Annotated in this window: 13 protein-coding genes and 1 pseudogene; 9 read left to right on the forward strand and 5 right to left on the reverse strand. The window is 48.2% G+C overall.

Going from position 1 to position 18,066, the window contains the following annotated elements:
- Positions 1 to 80: 80 nt before the first annotated feature.
- Both pbpG and EPB59_RS17555 read right to left on the reverse strand, forming a co-directional pair.
- The gene (gene pbpG / locus EPB59_RS17550; protein WP_055044046.1) at positions 81 to 1,034 is read right to left on the reverse strand and encodes a D-alanyl-D-alanine endopeptidase; all 954 of its coding nucleotides are present in this window, start codon (positions 1,032 to 1,034) and stop codon (positions 81 to 83) included.
- Positions 1,035 to 1,335: 301 nt separating this feature from the next.
- Positions 1,336 to 1,572 (reverse strand): hypothetical protein, encoded by a 237-nt coding sequence (locus tag EPB59_RS17555; protein ID WP_055034238.1) that lies wholly within the window; start codon positions 1,570 to 1,572, stop codon positions 1,336 to 1,338.
- Positions 1,573 to 1,812: 240 nt separating this feature from the next.
- On the opposite strand from EPB59_RS17555, the gene ompW reads away from it, so the two are divergent.
- Entirely contained in the window at positions 1,813 to 2,457 is a 645-nt protein-coding gene (gene ompW, locus EPB59_RS17560) for an outer membrane protein OmpW (RefSeq protein WP_055027365.1), read from the forward strand.
- A 383-nt stretch (positions 2,458 to 2,840) separates the two neighbouring features.
- Entirely contained in the window at positions 2,841 to 4,679 is a 1,839-nt protein-coding gene (locus EPB59_RS17565; RefSeq protein ID WP_154174097.1) for a M4 family metallopeptidase, read from the forward strand.
- Positions 4,680 to 4,749: 70 nt separating this feature from the next.
- Here EPB59_RS17565 and EPB59_RS17570 read toward each other — a convergent pair whose 3' ends face one another.
- The 3 genes from EPB59_RS17570 to EPB59_RS17580 all read right to left on the reverse strand — a co-directional run bounded on the left by EPB59_RS17570 (position 4,750) and on the right by EPB59_RS17580 (position 10,839).
- The gene (locus EPB59_RS17570; protein ID WP_154174099.1) at positions 4,750 to 7,146 is read right to left on the reverse strand and encodes a VolA/Pla-1 family phospholipase; all 2,397 of its coding nucleotides are present in this window, start codon (positions 7,144 to 7,146) and stop codon (positions 4,750 to 4,752) included.
- Between the two features lie 15 nt (positions 7,147 to 7,161).
- Entirely contained in the window at positions 7,162 to 8,397 is a 1,236-nt protein-coding gene (locus tag EPB59_RS17575) for an outer membrane protein transport protein (RefSeq protein ID WP_154174101.1), read from the reverse strand.
- A gap of 381 nt (positions 8,398 to 8,778) precedes the next feature.
- Complete coding sequence (locus EPB59_RS17580) at positions 8,779 to 10,839, reverse strand: alpha-amylase (RefSeq protein WP_154174103.1); 2,061 nt, start codon at positions 10,837 to 10,839, stop codon at positions 8,779 to 8,781.
- 288 nt (positions 10,840 to 11,127) lie between these two features.
- Between EPB59_RS17580 and EPB59_RS17585 the strand changes: the two genes are divergently transcribed.
- From EPB59_RS17585 to EPB59_RS17615, 7 genes and pseudogenes are all read left to right on the forward strand, one after another.
- Complete coding sequence (locus EPB59_RS17585; RefSeq protein ID WP_154174105.1) at positions 11,128 to 12,051, forward strand: aldo/keto reductase; 924 nt, start codon at positions 11,128 to 11,130, stop codon at positions 12,049 to 12,051.
- A gap of 374 nt (positions 12,052 to 12,425) precedes the next feature.
- Positions 12,426 to 13,076, forward strand: coding sequence for a hypothetical protein (locus EPB59_RS17590; RefSeq protein WP_095457581.1), 651 nt, complete (start codon positions 12,426 to 12,428; stop codon positions 13,074 to 13,076).
- A gap of 8 nt (positions 13,077 to 13,084) precedes the next feature.
- A pseudogene (locus EPB59_RS17595) lies at positions 13,085 to 13,767 on the forward strand (ABC transporter ATP-binding protein).
- Positions 13,755 to 15,014 (forward strand): ABC transporter permease, encoded by a 1,260-nt coding sequence (locus EPB59_RS17600; protein WP_055034245.1) that lies wholly within the window; start codon positions 13,755 to 13,757, stop codon positions 15,012 to 15,014. The pseudogene EPB59_RS17595 and the gene EPB59_RS17600 overlap by 13 nt, the downstream one beginning before the upstream one ends.
- Complete coding sequence (locus EPB59_RS17605; protein ID WP_055034246.1) at positions 15,007 to 15,756, forward strand: outer membrane lipoprotein-sorting protein; 750 nt, start codon at positions 15,007 to 15,009, stop codon at positions 15,754 to 15,756. Before EPB59_RS17600 ends, EPB59_RS17605 begins: the two co-directional genes overlap by 8 nt.
- Positions 15,753 to 17,009 (forward strand): hypothetical protein, encoded by a 1,257-nt coding sequence (locus EPB59_RS17610; RefSeq protein ID WP_431355117.1) that lies wholly within the window; start codon positions 15,753 to 15,755, stop codon positions 17,007 to 17,009. The genes EPB59_RS17605 and EPB59_RS17610 overlap by 4 nt, the downstream gene beginning before the upstream one ends.
- Positions 17,010 to 18,065, forward strand: a complete 1,056-nt coding sequence (locus EPB59_RS17615) for a sensor histidine kinase (protein WP_055034247.1) — start codon at positions 17,010 to 17,012, stop codon at positions 18,063 to 18,065.
- Position 18,066 lies beyond the last annotated feature (1 nt).

Consider the following 18,066-nt stretch of genomic DNA (forward strand, 5'->3'; position numbering starts at 1 on the left):
AACTCAGCCCCACAATAAACCCACCCCATTAGATGTATAAGAAGCAACATGGCAATTTGGCTCAGGGGTGGGTTTGGCTGCTAACTTTTGTAATCACTGATTTTGGCAATTTGCTCTTGGCTGCGTTGCTTTTTGTATTGTTTCGCATCGGCCGGGATCGGGGTGACTTTGCCGGTTTCTAACCAAGTTCTCAAACGGGTGGCATCACCGACAGGGGAAAGTTTGCCCTTGGTATCTAGCACAACAAAAGCGACTTGGCGTTTACCCATTTGTGTGCGCATCACAAGACAATGTCCTGCGGCATTGGTAAACCCTGTTTTGGTTAGGTCAATTTTCCAATTGTCGTTGTGCACCAATCGGTTAGTGTTGCGAAAATCGAGCGTGTATCTCGGTTTGGCAAAGGTGACGGTTTTCTTGTCTGTAGAGCTTAACTGACCCAACATAGGGTATTTTTTACTGGCTTTAAGTAATAGAACAAGGTCACGAGCGCTAGAAACATTTTGTTCAGATAGACCTGTGGGTTCCACAAAACGAGTATTTTTCATTCCTAAGGCTTTAGCTTTAGCATTCATGGCTTTGATGAAGGCTTTATAACCACCGGGATAATGATGGGCAAGGCTGGCTGCCGCTCGGTTTTCTGATGACATTAAAGCCAGTAATAACATCTCTTTACGGCTGATTTCACTGCCGATACGCACTCGGGAGTGAACCCCTTTCATTTCTTTGGCTTCTTTGATGGTGATGGGGAGTTTGGTATCCATGGGCAGTTTAGCGTCTAACGTGACCATTGCGGTCATCAATTTCGTGACAGAGGCGATCGGTTTAACCGCATCTGGGTTACTTGAATAGATCACTTCATTGGTTTTAAGATCAATCACGAGTGCGCTGTGTGCGGCGAGTTCTTGCTTCTTTACGGTTTTCTTCACCGTGGCTTTTGAGGTGGCAGTGGCCGAATCGGCGGAATGCGTTGGTGTAGCAAGCATTAAACTGCTGCATACCAAAAAAACACTACCAAGGAGAGAGAGCATCTTCATGTTGATTTCACTGAGTGGTTGGTTAAGTCAAAGGTTCGGTATGTAACAGGGTTGCTGATAAGTATAAGAGGCCTAGTTGCAGACAAATAGGAAGCAAATTGAAAATATATTTGTGCTCAAATACTGGAAATTCCCTGATCGCAGTATACGATTTTGAGCGCTGAGCTTATGTGAAATACGCGCGTTAGAAAAGGTGTCCATCTGACGCAAGTCGCACTTAATGATAAAGTTTAATGATTTAAGTGCGACTTAATGAGGAACCATGTCTTATCCATCATGAGTGTGATGATGGGTTGGCGATTTAATGAGCCACTGGTGCACTTAATTCTTCAAATTGAGAGATATCCCAATCACTTAAACTATCGGTGACTTTACCAACCAAGGGGAGTAATCGCCAGGCTTCACGTTCACGAAACGGGTGGTTTGTGATCACCGCATAACCGGCAATGCAACAACGGCCGCCTTTAGAGCGAATAAAATCGGCAATCGTATTCACGGCTTCATCACTGTATGACTCGATCTTATAAAGATTATCCATGTTGTTATCCTCCGTTTGGGGAACATGGAATTTATTGCATATTTGATGCCATGATGGCACGCCAAGGCTGCATTAGACGAGTGTTATGAATGTTTGCAAAAAGTGATGCAAGTTGCAAAAGTGCATTATTGATGTACCTAAATGATGCAAATTGATTTCCATCAAGTTTGTGTGGTTTTTGTGTGCTACTGTGCGCGCAACAGAAAGATAACAATAGCCCTACACAAAAAGGAAAACGTAATGAAAAAAACACTTTGCGGTTTATCCGTGCTTGCAGCCCTTATGTCTACTCACGTTATGGCACATCAAGAAGGTGATGTTATTGTCCGTGTCGGTGTCGCTTCGGTAGTGCCTAATGACAGCAGTGACAAAATCTTAGGCAGCCAAAGTGAACTTGCCGTTAACAGCAACACTCAACTGGGTTTAACTCTTGGTTATATGTTTACGGATAACATCAGTTTTGAAGTGTTAGCCGCAACGCCATTCTCACACAAAATTTCAACGGACCTCTTGGGTCTCGGTGATATTGCTGAAACCAAACATCTGCCGCCAACGTTCATGGTTCAATACTACTTTGGCGAATCAGGCTCGACTTTCCGTCCTTATGTTGGTGCCGGTTTGAACTACACCACCTTCTTTGATGAAGGTTTTAATAGCACGGGCAACAATGCCACGCTGACGGATCTGAAATTGGATGATTCATGGGGACTGGCTGCGAATGCGGGGTTTGACTACAAACTTAACGAGAGTTGGTTCCTTAACGCCTCTGTCTGGTATGCCAATATTGAAACGACTGCCAGCTACAAGTTTGGTGGCGCGGCACAATCGACGGATGTAAAAATTAACCCTTGGGTATTTATGATCGCCGGTGGTTATACATTCTAGACCGAGATCCTCAAATAAAGCCGCAATTGTGCGGCTTTATTTTTTTGTGCACCTCATGTGATATTCATTCAGAGTGCTAAACGTTCGTCAATCCTGCCATTCTATTGATAAATAGGTGTCTAATTTTAAAGACGCAAACCTATCAATAGAAACCTATCTCAATGATTTCATTTGTCTTTCTTCTTCTGTTCACCCAATGCATATTGGCTTAATGAGTAGTTTGTGACACGTAAATTTCACACTGTGTTTTAACATTTATTTAACCTCGATTTGGTGTTTTTCATCAAGCTGTACCACTGTGATTGGACGCGAAATGTCGCGTGCAATCGGCGTTGATGGGAGCTGTTCAACGCTTAATAACCCAACATCTCTAGGATTGAGAAATGAAACAGATACAACGTCCTTTAAATTGGCTAGTTCTGGCTGGTGCTACCACCGGTTTTCCTCTGTATGCGGCACAAATGGTGACGATTGATGACGCCTCTTTTGTCCAACAAGCTTTAGTTCAACAGCAGTACAGCATGGTATCTACCGTCGATGGTTTTAAAGCGGTCAATACCGTTCATTTACCGAATGGCAAGGTGAAAGTACGTTACCAGCAACTCTACAATGGGGTGCCTGTGTACGGTACAGCGATTGTTGCCACACAGTCTGGTAAAGATATTTCCCAAGTATATGGGCAAATGGCACAGCAGTTGGATGCTGATCTCTCCACCGTAACTCCTGACATTGATACCCAGCAAGCGATTCGCTTAGCGGTGGAGCATTTTAGTCAGTCAAGCGGCGTGGAGAAGAGTGAGCCATTGCCGGTTGAAAATGCTAAGGCGCAACTTATGGTGCGCTTGGACGATAACCAACAAGCCCAGTTAGTTTATCTGGTTGATTTTTTTGTGGCTTCACAATCACCGGCGCGCCCCTTCTACTTTATGAGTGCCGCAACGGGAGAAGTGCTAGAGCAATGGGATGGGATTAATCATGTTCAGGCAATGGGTTCAGGGCCTGGGGGTAATCAAAAAACAGGTCGTTATGAATATGGCAGCAATGGTTTATCCGGATTCACGATTGATAAAACCGGTACAACTTGCACCATGAATAATAGCGCAGTGAAGACGGTCAACCTCAACGGAGGAACAACAGGCACAACTGCATTCAGTTACGGTTGTACTGATAGCACCAATTACAACAGTGTGAAAAGTGTGAATGGAGCCTATTCCCCCCTCAACGATGCACACTATTTTGGTCAAGTAGTGTTTGATATGTATAGAGAATGGTTGAACACTTCACCGCTCACTTTCCAGTTAACCATGCGCGTACATTATGGCAATAATTACGAAAACGCATTTTGGGATGGCAGTGCGATGACCTTTGGGGACGGTTACACCCGTTTTTACCCATTAGTAGATATCAACGTTAGCGCCCATGAAGTGAGCCACGGTTTTACCGAACAAAATTCAGGCCTTGTGTACCAAGATATGTCTGGCGGGATTAATGAGGCCTATTCGGATATTGCGGGTGAGGCTGCGGAATATTTTATGCGTGGCAGTGTTGATTGGGTAGTCGGTGCTGATATTTTCAAATCATCCGGCGGCTTACGCTATTTCGATCAACCTTCTCGTGATGGTCGTTCGATTGATCATGCCTCACAATATTACAGTGGGCTTGATGTTCACTTATCGAGTGGGGTCTTTAACCGAGCGTTTTATCTTTTGGCGAATAAATCAGGCTGGAATGTACGCAAAGGCTTTGAAGTGTTCGCGGTTGCTAACCAATTGTACTGGACGCCAAATAGCACTTTCGATCAAGGTGGTTGTGGGGTAGTGAAAGCCGCGCAGGATTTAAACTACAACACCGCGGATGTGGTGGCGGCGTTTAATACGGTTGGTGTAAATGCCTCATGTGGTACAACCCCTCCACCGGTCGGTAAAGTGCTTGAAAAAGGTAAGCCGATTTCTGGGTTGAACGGTTCACGCGGCGGTGAAGATTTTTACAGCTTTACCGTGGCGAATTCAGGCAGTGTCGTTGTGTCCATCAGCGGTGGAACAGGCGATGCGGATCTGTATGTTAAAGCGGGCAGTAAACCCACCACATCGTCTTGGGATTGCCGTCCGTACCGTTCAGGCAATGCAGAGCAATGCACCATTTCCGCAGTAGTGGGGACAACGTATCATGTGATGCTGCGTGGTTATAGTAACTACTCGGGTGTCACGTTACGACTCGATTAGGTTCGTTTCTGCTCAAAAATAAAGCGCACTCTTAGAGTGCGCTTTTTCATGGAGGGTAAACCCTGCAGTTTTATTTCAGGACAGCGGTATTGGCAATGGCATCTAAACTGTCATCAAAAAGGAAATCAGCCGTTTCGGTTTGCATCTCAGTGTGATGTGCTAAATCTGCATATCCCGCATCTTGCGGTGCAACAAAGGTCGAGTGTTTCGCCGTGCTGCTAAACTGAACAAAACTGTTTGTGGCGTAAGGTGTTGTCTGTGCTGCATTGACAGAGTTTAAGCTCAGCAAAGTCGCGAGTGGTTCAGTACCTGCAAATTGTGGGCTGAGATACACCAATTGGCCACCAGGGTTACTGACGCTATTAGGTACCACGCTATCGCCATCCACCTCTGAGAAGTAAAGGGCGGTTGTGAGTGCGCCACTGCTCAGTTTGGTACTGACCACTGAATATGGGTCAATAGTGTCTAGCAGAGTTTGTGCAGCGTACGAGAACAGTTGGAAGCCAGAGGTGACTTGAGCCAATTGCTCTTGGGTGGCTAAATTGGTAAACAAGGTATAGCAAGCTGAATCGTCTAGGCTGGCACATTGTGCATCCGCAAACCCTTTGTATTGTGTGCTAGCACTTAATGCCACATTGTGTTTGATCTGCGGACCAAAGAAATCCGAGCCCAATAACAGGTTGGAAATTTGGCCACCTGAGTTTTGAATGGCCGCGCCAGAAAAACTGTATAGCGCATTGGCTGCAGCAGAGCCTAACGTTTTATTGCTCTCGGCCACTGCGGAGGTGCCAACGATGCCACCCAAAGAGTGACCAAGCATACGTACTTTAGAACCAGTACCCACATTGATACTAGAAAGTGGCGTGCCTGTGAACAGCTGCTGTGAAACGGTTAACGCAGCTCGCAGTCCCAATACATCGAGAATGCTTTGGCGCAAGTTATCCCGCGCGACAGCCAAGTAGGTGAGGTTGATGTAAGCGAGCGGATCACTATTGGCTGAGCGTGTGCTGTCTAAACTGCGTTCACCGTGTAGCGGTAAATCAATTGCGATTACGGCAAGCCCTACTGCAGTGAGGTTTTTCGCAAATGCATATGCATTTTCTTTCGCCGAGGTCACACCGTGTTGATAGATCACAATATTCGTTGGGGTACTGCCATGGGGTGTAAACAGCAAAAACGGCACATCTTGCACTGATTTCACTTTCGGCACTGGCGAGTAACGCGTGATATAGCGGTCGGGATCCAGCGGAGTGCCATCTGATTTCGTCAATGTTAGACCAATCAGCTTGAGCTGCTCGCTAGCATCGGTGGCCAACTTACTGGTATCAATGCCAGCTGCGAGCAGTTGGCTACCAATCGCAAATTGCTCATTGCTGTCTGCCAGTGCGGCTTTGATTTTGGCCAAGCTTGGCATTGCAGATTCAAACGGTTGAGTATTCCAGTTACTGCCGGTTTCGAGGTAGTAAGGTAGACGTACCGTGCCTTTGGTTACATCCACGGACGCTGTCGGTGCAGCATTAAATGCAGTGATAACGGCTGCTTTTTTATCTGCACCAATATAAGTACTGAAATTGGTGTCATTGGTCAGTGCTGTCACAAAGTCAACCGGTGTACCTAATTGCATTGTGTAAGCCGTATCGAGCCCGATTCCGGTTTGCTTCCAAATGGTTTCTAGCTGATTGCTGCCACTGGCAAAGGCCGATGCCGTTGCGCCGCGTGTGGCAAACAGCGTATTACTCACTGATTGAGTGGAAAACCAAGTTGAGTAAACGATTTGAGTATCATCTACACCACTGAGTTGGAAAATTTTCTCTACACCTTGAGTGACTTTTTGCAGCGTTGCAATGTCCCCTTCTGCGTAAATCTTTTTCTTGGATTTTAGGGCGGCGTAACTGGAAGATGTGCCAACCGGATTGCCGTTGGCGTCTGAAACGTCAGAGGTCACTGCCAGAATATATTCCGATGAGGCATTGAGTGCTTTGGTCGGCACGATGAGAATTTTATCGGAAGCCGCACTGGAGATAGCGGTGTAATCCACCCCATTGGTTAATAAGGTTTTGATGGTCGGAGACCCAGTCATCGAGTCGGTTAACTCATACAAATAGATGCCGGAAGAGATCACGCCATCGGCTAAGCCTGCGCCTTTAAAATCGAGGAATAGTGGCATAGTGATAGGCCAACCATCCACTTGCCCCATTGCGACCAATGGGTTAGAGCCAGAAGTATTGCTTCCTGGCGGAATTTCTAATGTGCCGTCACTGGCATTCATTAAAGCAAACGAAGGAAGAGGCACGTTAGCATTACTGCCACTTAACGCAAATTTAATGGTGGTATCTCGTTTCAATGCTTGCTGAATATAGGATTCATACTCAACTGTGGTGCTGTCACCAGAGCTGGTCGTTTCATCGCCACAGCCGACTAACCAGAGTGCTGAGCAAAGAAGAGAAATCTTAATTATCTGTTTCATGTTCGGCTCCGGAAATCAGTTAAAACGATAGTTAAATTGCAGCGCGCTGATGTAGGCGACCGCCTCAGAATCAAATTTGAGGTTTTCCCCAACTTGGTTGGTTTCGATGAACGAACCTTTACGGCTTTGTACAAGGGCAAAACCCGCATCCATAGTCAGCTGCGGAGTCACGCTATAGGTCAAACCTGCTGAATACCAAAAGCGGTCACTATCGGGAATGCTCAAAGTTGCCTTGCCGGCTTGTTCATCAAAGGCGAAACCGGCACGCAATGTCCAATTGGCGTTGAGAGTGAAAGTCGTACCGACAGACCAGCGGCCGTTGTCTTCGTATTTCTCTATTTTCTGGAAACAAATTCCATTTTTACATTGGCTTGAGGTGGCACTCAGCTCTTTAAAACTGCTCCAATCGGTTTGTTGATAGCTGTAATGCACCGCCCATTGATCATTCAACTGATGAAAACCAGACAGTTCCCAAATGGCAGGAAGTTCAATTTTCAGTTGTCCCGGCACCACAGCACTGGTGGCGATGCCTGAGTCGTAACTGGAAAAGTCGCCATCATCAAAGTTGAGTTTAACGCGTGAACGGTAGCCAAAACCGATGCGGTTTTTATCATCCAATTCGTAAAGTGCGCCAATATTCCAGCCGAAACCCACGGTTTCACCGGTCATGCCAATCAAGTTGTCACTAGGGCTTCCACCAAGGAATGGGGCTAGTCCGCCTTTATGGCGCGTTAGCTCTGCTTTTGCGGCGACCAGATCCAAACCAAAACCAAGACTGAATTCTTGATTAACGCGATAGGCAATATTGGGGTTAAGGTTAATGGAAATTAAAGAGGTATCTCCCGCTAAATCGCCCGCATAAATATCATTGGGATAGTCTGTTGCCACGCCGTAAGTGGTAAACATGGCAAAACCCCATGCCCATTGGTCATCAATGGGGCTGATGTAATAAGCCGCAGGGACAATTTGCATCGGCGCGACATCTTTCATCGATTGATGGTTTGACAGGTCATCTACGTTGACTTCGGGATCGACGATAGACAGTGCACCAGAGAATTGTGCTGTATCGAACAGCATCATGGCGGCGGGGTTGCGTGCCAGTACACTGGCGTTATCGGCGACGGCGGCTTCGCCGGAAAAAGCGCGGCCTAAGCCTGATGCAGAGTGTTCGGCTACTTGAAAGCCTGCTGCGCTGGCGTGCCCCGCTAAGAGCACGCTAATACATGCAGCAAGTGAAGATTTGTTCAACATTCTCGACCTCCTGAGGTCTTAGTTATTGTCGTTATTCCATTGACGATCCTGCAAGTCACTTACCCACCTCAATGTGCGTTTGGACTGAGCAGTACAAAGCGATTTGGGTGCGAGAAAGATCAAGCATAGTTTGATGTTAATTTTGTGTTAATTCGATGTCAAAGGTAATGGTGGATTTATTTTCAAGAGGGGGCGAAAGATAGAGATTTAATCCAGATGAATCAATGAATTAAATGGATTTTCTGGTTGTACCAGTATAAGTTTGTCGAGTTTACAGTAAGTTACATCGAAAGGTTGATATTGCACACTTTTCTAATCTAAGCCGAGGTTTGATAGAAGGTTTAACCAGAGGCATTATTACTATGCCTCTGGTTGATGGGGTTAGCGACCGATAAACGCGACGATGACTTTATCGTCACCGAACTGTCGAGTGAACAGGTAAGCGTTGGATTGAGGGATCTCACGATGGATTCCGGCGCCAATTGCGGGATGGCGTTGACGAAATTGTCCGAGCGTTTGCCAGTGTTTGAGTAGGTTTTGGCGCTCGGTATTCCATTCCCAAGGCATGTCAGAGCGTGTTCCTTGGTGGAAATCATCGGCGTAAGGTCCCGCTTCGCGAGCGATTTCATCCCCGTAATAGACTTGGACTGCCCCCGGCGTCAGCAGCAGGGCATTGGCGGCATTGCGCTGCATCTCGAAAGATTTAAAGCGACCGAAGAACAGCTCTGTATCGTGGGAGGACATGTAACTGACCGGATTGAAATCCGGATATTTGGCGAGGGTCTGAGCGTAGTCACGGTACACCATTGCCATTTGGCTTAAACACGCCGCGCCATTATCCATACGTTTTTGGATATCAAAGTTAATGAGCGCATCGAAGCCATCATCAAAATAGGGGCTGCGATAGGCACTGTGTCCCCATACTTCTCCCATCATCCAAAACGGTTCACCGCTCTGCTTATGTTCTTTTCGCCATGCGGTTAGGTTTTGGCTAGCTTGCTGCTTTAAGCGTTGCCACACTTCCCCTTCCACATGTTTGACGGTGTCGATGCGAAAACCGTCGATCCCAAAGCGGCGCACCCAATCGCTTTGCCATTCGATTAAATAGTCAGCGACAGTGTAATGAGGTTTACTGACCACTCGTGTGCCGGGGTTGTTGAGTAACCACTGTGGTGGCGTGACGGCTTGAGTCGACTCGGTACGAAAATCGGGTAAGCCAGCCAAGTTCATGGTGATGTCGCTGCTGCCCGGTGCCGGGTACCCCGGAAGTCCAGCACGTACCCAATCACCTCCCCACCATTGCTTCCAGTTGTTACTTTGGTAATCAATCGCTTGATGAAAACTGTGCCAGTTTTGGTCTGCGTTGGGTTTCCAATCACTCCAGCGTTCGGGCAGCATGGGCGCGTTCACCACTTGTACCGCATCTTGCTGTAAATCGGCGAGTGTCGCGTAACCTGCGTGATTGATCACCGCATCCATCAAAATTTTAATGCCGCGATGATGCGCCTCACGCACTAAGGTTTGTAAATCCTCATCTTTCCCAAAGTTGGCATCGATCTTGGTGAAATCGCGGGTCCAATAGCCGTGATAGGCATAAAACGGGAATGATCCTTTCTCACCGCCACCGACAAATCCGTGTACTTGTTCCACAATCGGGGAGAGCCAAATTGCGTCCGTGCCTAAGCTTTTTATGTAATCGAGTTTGGCGATAACCCCTTTCAGATCGCCGCCATGAAACGTTCCGATCTCCTCTTGTCCGTCTTTTTGCCGACCGTAACTGCCATCATTGCTAGGGTCGGCGTTGTAAAAGCGATCGACCATCACGAAATAAATATTGGCATTTCTATAGGTAAAGGGTTGAGCTTGGGTTTGTTTAGGTTCAAGCAGCACTAAACCGCCACTGTTTGTGGAAGGGGTCAGGCGTACTTTGCCTTGCTCTACGGTCACCACTTGTCCGGTAAAGGCCTCTTTTAGTTGAGTGCCATCGGCGAAGCTGTCAGCCAAGTCTAAAGTGACATCACCGCCTTGGTACACTTCACAGCTGACGTTTGGGATCGGCCGGCGAAATTCGGTTTTGGCTGCTTTCGTTGTTTGGCGCACAAAAGTGAGTGTGTTGTTTTGCGCTTGCCACTGGAATGCGTAGTCGCCAGTAAAGCGTATGCGCAAAGGCAGTTGAGTCGGGGTATTACAATTTAGGGTTAGCGGTGTATTGAACTTGATTTCTTGAGCAGGGGCGGGTGGGCAATTCCCCTCAATCCCGCTGATCGTTAGGGTGTAATCTCCTTTAGTCAGTGGGATCACCAACGGCTCATCGGCTTGCAACGGAAAATCACGACTGTTGGTGGTGGTTGCCACGCTTAAATTCGCGGTCGTATTAGAGGCGGCAAGCGCGGGCAGCGCCAATATTGAGAGTAGGGACAAGGTCAAAGGGTTCAGTTTCATTGTCTATCCTTATTGTTATTACTTCGGCTTACCTATCGTAATGGCGCCGATTTTTGAACTGATAAAGGATAAATCGCTCGACGTCACTCAACATCATTCTCAGCTCTACGCCTTGTTAACTTGCACTGCATCACAACTTGTTACTGGTAGGCGTAGAGCGACATCGGATGTCGGCATCATGGTTAAAAATCCAATCTAAGTCACAACTTCACCTTTGGGTATTGATAGGTTTTGCACCGAGCTGTGCTCCTGCTTAGGATGTGCTTAGTGAAGAACAGGAGAAAGACCATGCAACAACAAGCAACCGTACAGAAAGTCACGATGGCGCAACAAGGGCCAGAACTCTCTGAATTGGTTCAAGGTTACTGGCGGCTGGCCGAATGGAATATGACGCCTCAACAATGCTTAACCTTTTTGAAGCAGCACATTGAGCTAGGGATCAGCACCGTCGATCACGCCGATATTTATGGTGGTTATCAGTGTGAGGCCTTATTCGGTGAAGCGTTAGCCCTTGAGCCCTCACTGCGTGAGCAGATCCAGATTGTCACTAAATGCGATATTAAACTGTGCAATCCGAACTTTCCGGAGCGCAAAATTAACCACTACGATACCAGTGCCGCGCACATCTATCAGTCGGTGAACAATTCACTAGAGCGTTTGGGTGTAAATGACATCGACGTGCTGCTGATCCACCGTCCAGATGTACTGATGAATGCTGATGAAGTCGCGGAAGCGTTTTCTGAACTGCACAAGGTCGGTAAAGTGAAACACTTTGGTGTTTCAAACTTCAGCCCAGCGCAGTTCGATTTGTTGCAATCCCGCTTAGGCAAGCTGTTAGTGACCAATCAAGTCGAAATCAACCCTCTTAATTTTGAGGTGGCGCACGATGGCACTTTGGATCAATTACAACGTTTACGTATTCGCCCGATGGCGTGGTCATGTCTTGGGGGCGGTGCGATTTTCTCCGGCCAAACCGAACAGGCGCAACGTGTACGTAAGGTTTTAGAAGAGATCCGCGCGGAGTTGGGTGCAGAATCGATTGAACAAGTGATTTATGCTTGGGTTCGCAGCTTACCAAGCCAACCATTGCCAATCATTGGTTCGGGCAAGATTGAACGTGTTGAAAGTGCGATTGCGGCACTCTCCTTACAGCTGACGCGCGAGCAGTGGTACCGAGTGTGGGTCGCATCGAAAGGCCATGGTGTGCCGTAACGGTTTTATGGCTCTATCCCCTTAAAGCGGCAGCGGTGTTGGTTACGTTCGTTCACCCCAATCACATCGTTTGCTTATGCTCATGGGGACTCACTTAATGCCTACCTGCAACGCCAAGTTGATTGAGTACGTACGCTCTTGCGCCAGTCTTTGTACTGGCGCAGTTTTTCTCAAGTCATCCTGTCTCTTAACTTGTTGCCTCCCATTCGCTCCCGCTATTGTCCATTCACGCCCAATAAAGACCATTGGTCGCAAACCCCGATAAGCGCGGTTCATATTCAGTAACCTGATCCCATTCCTAATTGCTGCGGCACTGTTGTACGAAACACGGTGAGCAGTTTGGACCGATTATGTTATTGAAAAGGATCGTTCACATGAAAATCTACCCTCTGTTTAACTTCTCATTTTATGCCGTTGCTTTACTGCTCAGTTTAGGTTCTTGGCAAGCCATGGCACAGCCAAGCGAAGCGATGATTGAGCGTTATAACCAAGCAGCACAAGGTGATGAAACACTCGTTGACCCTCTGTATGCCGATTTAGAAAAATTGGTGGAGCAAGAAGGAGCAACACCGCTGACCTTGGTGTATTTAGGCAGCACTCGAACGCTGATGGGGCGTGATGCGTTTTTACCGTGGAAGAAAATGCGTTATAGCGAAGAAGGGCTTGCCACTATTGAAAAAGGGCTTTCTTTATTGAGTGATGACGCGGCAAATTCACAAGAGCGCCGCAATGGTTTGCCGACCCAAATGCTAGCGATCGCCGTGGCAGCGGCGACTTACACGGCCATGCCTGACATGTTTAACCATTTTGAGCGCGGATATGATCTGTACCTGAATTTGTTGGCGGATCCGCAATTTCAAGCGCAGCCATTTGCTGCTACCGCGTGGATCTATCGTCTCGCCATCGTCGCGGCCTTGCGCGCGAAAGATCAGGCGCAAGCCAAACAGTGGCTAGAAACCATGCAGCAAACGGATGCTCAACATCCCGACACCCAACAAGCTCAAACCTTATTGAGCCAAGGGTAGGAGGGTATATGCTTCAATTTCAATCCGTTGAGAAACAATACACGCTGGGTTCGCAAAGCGTATCGGCTCTGCGCGGCGTGAGTGGTGTTGTGCAGCAAGGTGAAATGCTGGCGTTGTGTGGCCCCTCTGGCTCTGGAAAAAGTACCTTATTGAATATTCTGGGCTTGCTTGACCCTTGCTACCAAGGTGAGGTGATGTTGGAGGGCAAGGCCTATCCACGGCGTGGTAAGTCTGCGGCATTATTGCGCCGAAGCCAGTTTGGTTTTGTCTTTCAAAAATTCAACTTAGTGCCGGTGATGACCGCACTAGAGAACGTGGCTTACCCTTTGATGCTCAATGGTTTCAGCCGCAATGACCAGCAAAAATTAGCGCGAGAAATGTTGCTTAAGGTGGGGCTCGAAGACGTCATGCAGCAGCGCCCAGATCATCTTTCGGGGGACAGCAGCAACGCGTGGCGATTGCGCGGGCTTTAGTCCATGGCCCGAGATTGGTGGTGGCAGATGAGCCTACCGCGAGTTTGGATAGCCGAACGGCCACGTTGGTGATCGGGCTGATGAAAAGCCTTGGTCATGAGTTAGGTACCACCTTTGTGGTGGCCACTCACGATGGTCGTATGGCGGCGCAGTGCGATCGCACACTCAATTTGGTTGACGGACAAATTTCTGTGGAGGCCATGCAATGGGCAAGTTGATCTCTCAAGCGTGGCGTTTAGCGGCGCTGAATCTGCAACGCAATCGCCGCCGTAGCTTACTTTCTATCTCGATCATTGCCATTGCGGTACTGGCGTTAACCTCCGCAGGTGGTTATGGGCTTTACACATACGATTCGCTACGTGAATCGACCGCGCGTGACGTTGGGCATTTAACCATTAGCCAGTCTGGTTATTTTGAACAAGAGGAAGAAACCACGCTCGCCAATGGGCTCGCAGACAGTGAACACATTCGCCAAGCCTTACTGGCGAACCCTGCAATTCGTGGCATTCAGCCTCGAATTGAACTCACGGGACTGGTGTCGAATGGCGTGAAATCCACCATTTTTGTTGGGCTTGGGGTGGATTACAAAGAGTTTGATATGAAAGGGCCGTTTCTAGATGTGCGAGCAGGGCAAACCTTGCAAGATCCTAAATCTCCGCGCTTTGACTCTACTCAACCGCAAGTGATGCTTGGGGTTGATCTGGCGCGCAACTTAAGTGTGGGCGTCGGTGATTGGGTGACGTTACTCGCGACTACTGCGGATGGCGCACTGAACGCGCTGGATTTTCAAGTGCGTGGTCTGTACTCAACGGGCGTACCGGAACTGGACAAACGTCAGCTTTATCTGCACTTGGCTTCCGCGCAAGAGCTGCTCAACTCAAGCAAAGTTAGCACGTTATCTGTGTATCTATTCACCACAGAGCAAACAGAAGCTGTGCAAGCGTGGGTTGGAACACAGTTGAGCAAACAGCCTTTAGCTCAGGATCTCCAAGTCACGCCATGGCAGCAGCTCGCATTTTTCTACTCCCGAGTGAAAGATTTATACGATCGACTGTTTGGTGTGATGGGAACCGTGATGGCGTTGGTGGTGTTTGTGGCACTGTTTAATACCTTAACCATGTCAGTCAGCGAAAGGACTCGGGAAATCGGCACTCTGGCAGCACTGGGAGCATACCCGAATGACATTGTGGCTGGGTTTATGCGTGAAGCGACCTTGCTGGCGCTGTGCGGCTCACTCTTAGGAGCCTTGCTTAATGGAATGACCATCGTGGCAGTACGTGTAGCGGATATTCAAATGCCACCGCCTCCGGGCAGAACCGAAGGTTATCCCCTAGATCTCTATTTCTCGTTCACTCTGGTTGGGCTTTGTACGATCGGAACGGTGATGATTTGTGTACTCGCGGCGTGGTTTTCTGCCCGCAAAGGCGTGAGTAAGCCCATTACGGAGGCATTAGCGTATGTGTAAATGGATAGCAACTTTGTGGTTGGTGCTTGGCTGGGCGTGTAGTGCTGCCGCAACTGAGTTGGATGTGGTCAGCATGGTGCAAAAAGCCGACGAGTATCGACTCAAAGAATCGGCTGCCAAAGTGACTTCGGTGGTTAAGCTTTATCACGATGATCATTTGGAGAAAACCAATCAATATGATGTGTATGTGCGTGAAAATCGCGAGTCGCTAGTGCTGTTTCAATCGGCGACAGAAGCGGGGCAGAAAATGCTGATGCTTGGCGATAACTACTGGCTTCTGATGCCGAAAAGCCGCCGCCCAATCCGCATTACTCCGATGCAGAAGCTGCTTGGTGAAGCCTCGGTGGGGGATATTTCAACGTTGACTTGGAGTGATGATTACCAAGCAAGTTTGGAGGGGGAAGACTCGGTGCAACGTGATGATCAATCCAGTGTTGAAACGTACCGCTTGTCGCTCAAGGCGAAAACTGCAGGCGCGAGTTATCAGGCGATCACCTTGTGGCTAAATAAAGCGGATGCCTCCCCTGTTAAAGCCGATCTTTATTTGCATTCAGGCAAGTTGGCTAAAGTTGCGTGGTTTACGGTGCAAGATGAACGCGTCATCGAAATGATTTTGCAGGATAAAATTCAAGCGCAGAAGCGGACGGTCATTCAATACCTAGCGGTGCAGCCATTACGGTTGGCAGACAAGTTCTACAACCCTGCGTATTTAATCCAAAACCCGTCATTGGAGCAGAAATGAACAGGATGACCAGAGGACTGAGCATCTTCATGTTGGGGAGCACGTTTCCGCTCTTGGCACAAGCAGAGCCAAGCTTCGACTGGGATTGGATGGTAAGTGCTGCTCACATTCGTCCTAGTGATTCTTCCTTGTTCACTTCTGTCACCGGGCAACATTCGGAAACGTATGAACAGATGGATGCATTGCTTGATCTGCAAACACGTTGGCAAGGGTGGACGACGAGCCTCGCACTCACCGCTTCTCCGCTCTATGACAATGGTGATCAGTCCCGCGATACCACCTTCACTCTCAGTGAACTGTTCTGGCAAGGGGAAAAAGAGGTGGCAGGAAAAATGCTGAATATTACTGCCGGAAAAATTCGCCTCGATTGGGGTGTTGGCTATGGCTATCGGCCGTTGGATCTCTTTTTACCGTATCGCCGTAATCCATTAGGCATTCAGGTTGAAGAAGGCGCCGGCGTGCTGGCTCTCTCGTCTTACCAAGGGCTAGGGGAGTGGACGTTGATTGCCACCGACAGTTCTTGGCAACGTTCGAGTGAAGCGCAATGGGGAGAGAGTAATGAACAGCAAGGTATTGGGTTGCGCCACTACCGTTTAGTGGGAGAGAGTGACATTCAAGGCATTGTGTATTACGACAATGTGCGGCGTGGTTTGGTGGGTGGCTCTTGGGTCTCTGTGCTCAATCCTGCTTGGAGTGTACACACCTCGTGGCTTTATCAACGAGAATATTGGCAGTATCAACCACAAACTGAGCACCCGCTCGAATTGGTTAAAAAGCAGCATGCCGCGCAATTTTTGTTTGGCTTAAACTGGGCAAATGCTGCGGGACACAATGTGATTGCCGAATATTGGTACGATGGGCGCAGTTGGAATGAGCATGAATGGCAAGAGGCAATCAACACGGCAAAACAAATGCATGCGGCTGGCCTTACTCAAACCGTTGCGTCATACGCGCAAGGTTATCAAGCCGCCAATATTGTTGCGCATAACGTCATGTTGAATTGGACATGGGATGGTGCCACGGGTCGGCCGTTGGGTATCGATAACGTAACGCCGACCATCGACCTGCTATGGTCGGCCGAAGATGGAGGGCTCATTGTGACACCGTGGCTCAATTGGCAGGCGTACGATAGTGGTGCCTCCTCGTTGGAACTGGAACTTGCAGCACGCTTTTTTAGTGGGAAATCAGACTCGGCGTATGCAAATTTACCTGATAACGCTAGGATTCTGTTCAATCTAAAAGGAAAATTCTAGATGATGGAACGCTTTGATATTTCAATCTCCGATGTAAAAAGCTTGGGGTTTACCACGCTATTTTGCATCGTGATAGCTTTGACCACGATGACCCTGTGGGAAGGGGATTTTTCTGAACATCTTGTGATCAGTTTAGGTTACGGCTATAGCGCATTTTTATCGGCACAATGTATTCAACGGCGTTGGCCTGAACTCTCAAAACGCTTGGTTAATGTGTTGTCATTAAGCTGCTCGGTGGTGTTGGGGACTTTAGGCGCGTATTTTTGGTTGCATGAGTACCCCGGCTTCGATGATTTTTCCGCGTATAAACCGATCATGGTGCTCGGTTTTATTTTTTCTGCCGTGTGCTTTTTATACTTCTACTCTCATGAGCAGAAGTTATTGGCACTCGGTGCATTGGAAGCCGCAAGACGGCGTCAATCTGAGCAGGAAAAGGCCTTACTTCTGAGTCAGCTTAAGCAACTACAAAGCCAGATGGAACCGCATTTCCTATTCAATACCTTGGCCAACATAAATGCGCTAATTTCTGTTGAACCCTACAAAGCTCAACTCATGCTCGAAAAATTGACGGAATTGATGCGCGGTGCAATGCGTTTGCGGCGCACCAATACCGGCGATTTGCGTGAAGAAATCCAGTTGATTGATGCTTACTTGGGTATTCAAAAAATTCGCTTGGGTGATCGGCTAGAGTATACGCTGCCCGAACTGGCTGAGTGGGGTAAGCTCGGCATGCCGCCAATGCTCATTCAACCTCTCGTGGAAAATGCGGTATCGCATGGCATAGAGCCTAAAGCTGAAGGCGGAATGATCAATATTCGTATCGATGTCGCGGGTGATTGGTTTGAATTAACCGTTGCAGACAACGGCATGGGACTCAGCGATACCCCCAAAGGAAACGGTATTGCACTGGAGAATGTTCGTCAGCGTTTATCTGGTTTATTTGGTCATGAAGGATTACTGACCGTAGCGCAAAATTGTTCAGGAGGCGTGACCGCAACAATTCGGGTGCGACTGCACCATTTGCAAGCGTTACAACGTGCCACGTATGGCGAATGAC

The sequence above is a fragment of the Vibrio metoecus genome (assembly GCF_009665255.1).
Classification (GTDB): domain Bacteria; phylum Pseudomonadota; class Gammaproteobacteria; order Enterobacterales; family Vibrionaceae; genus Vibrio; species Vibrio metoecus_B.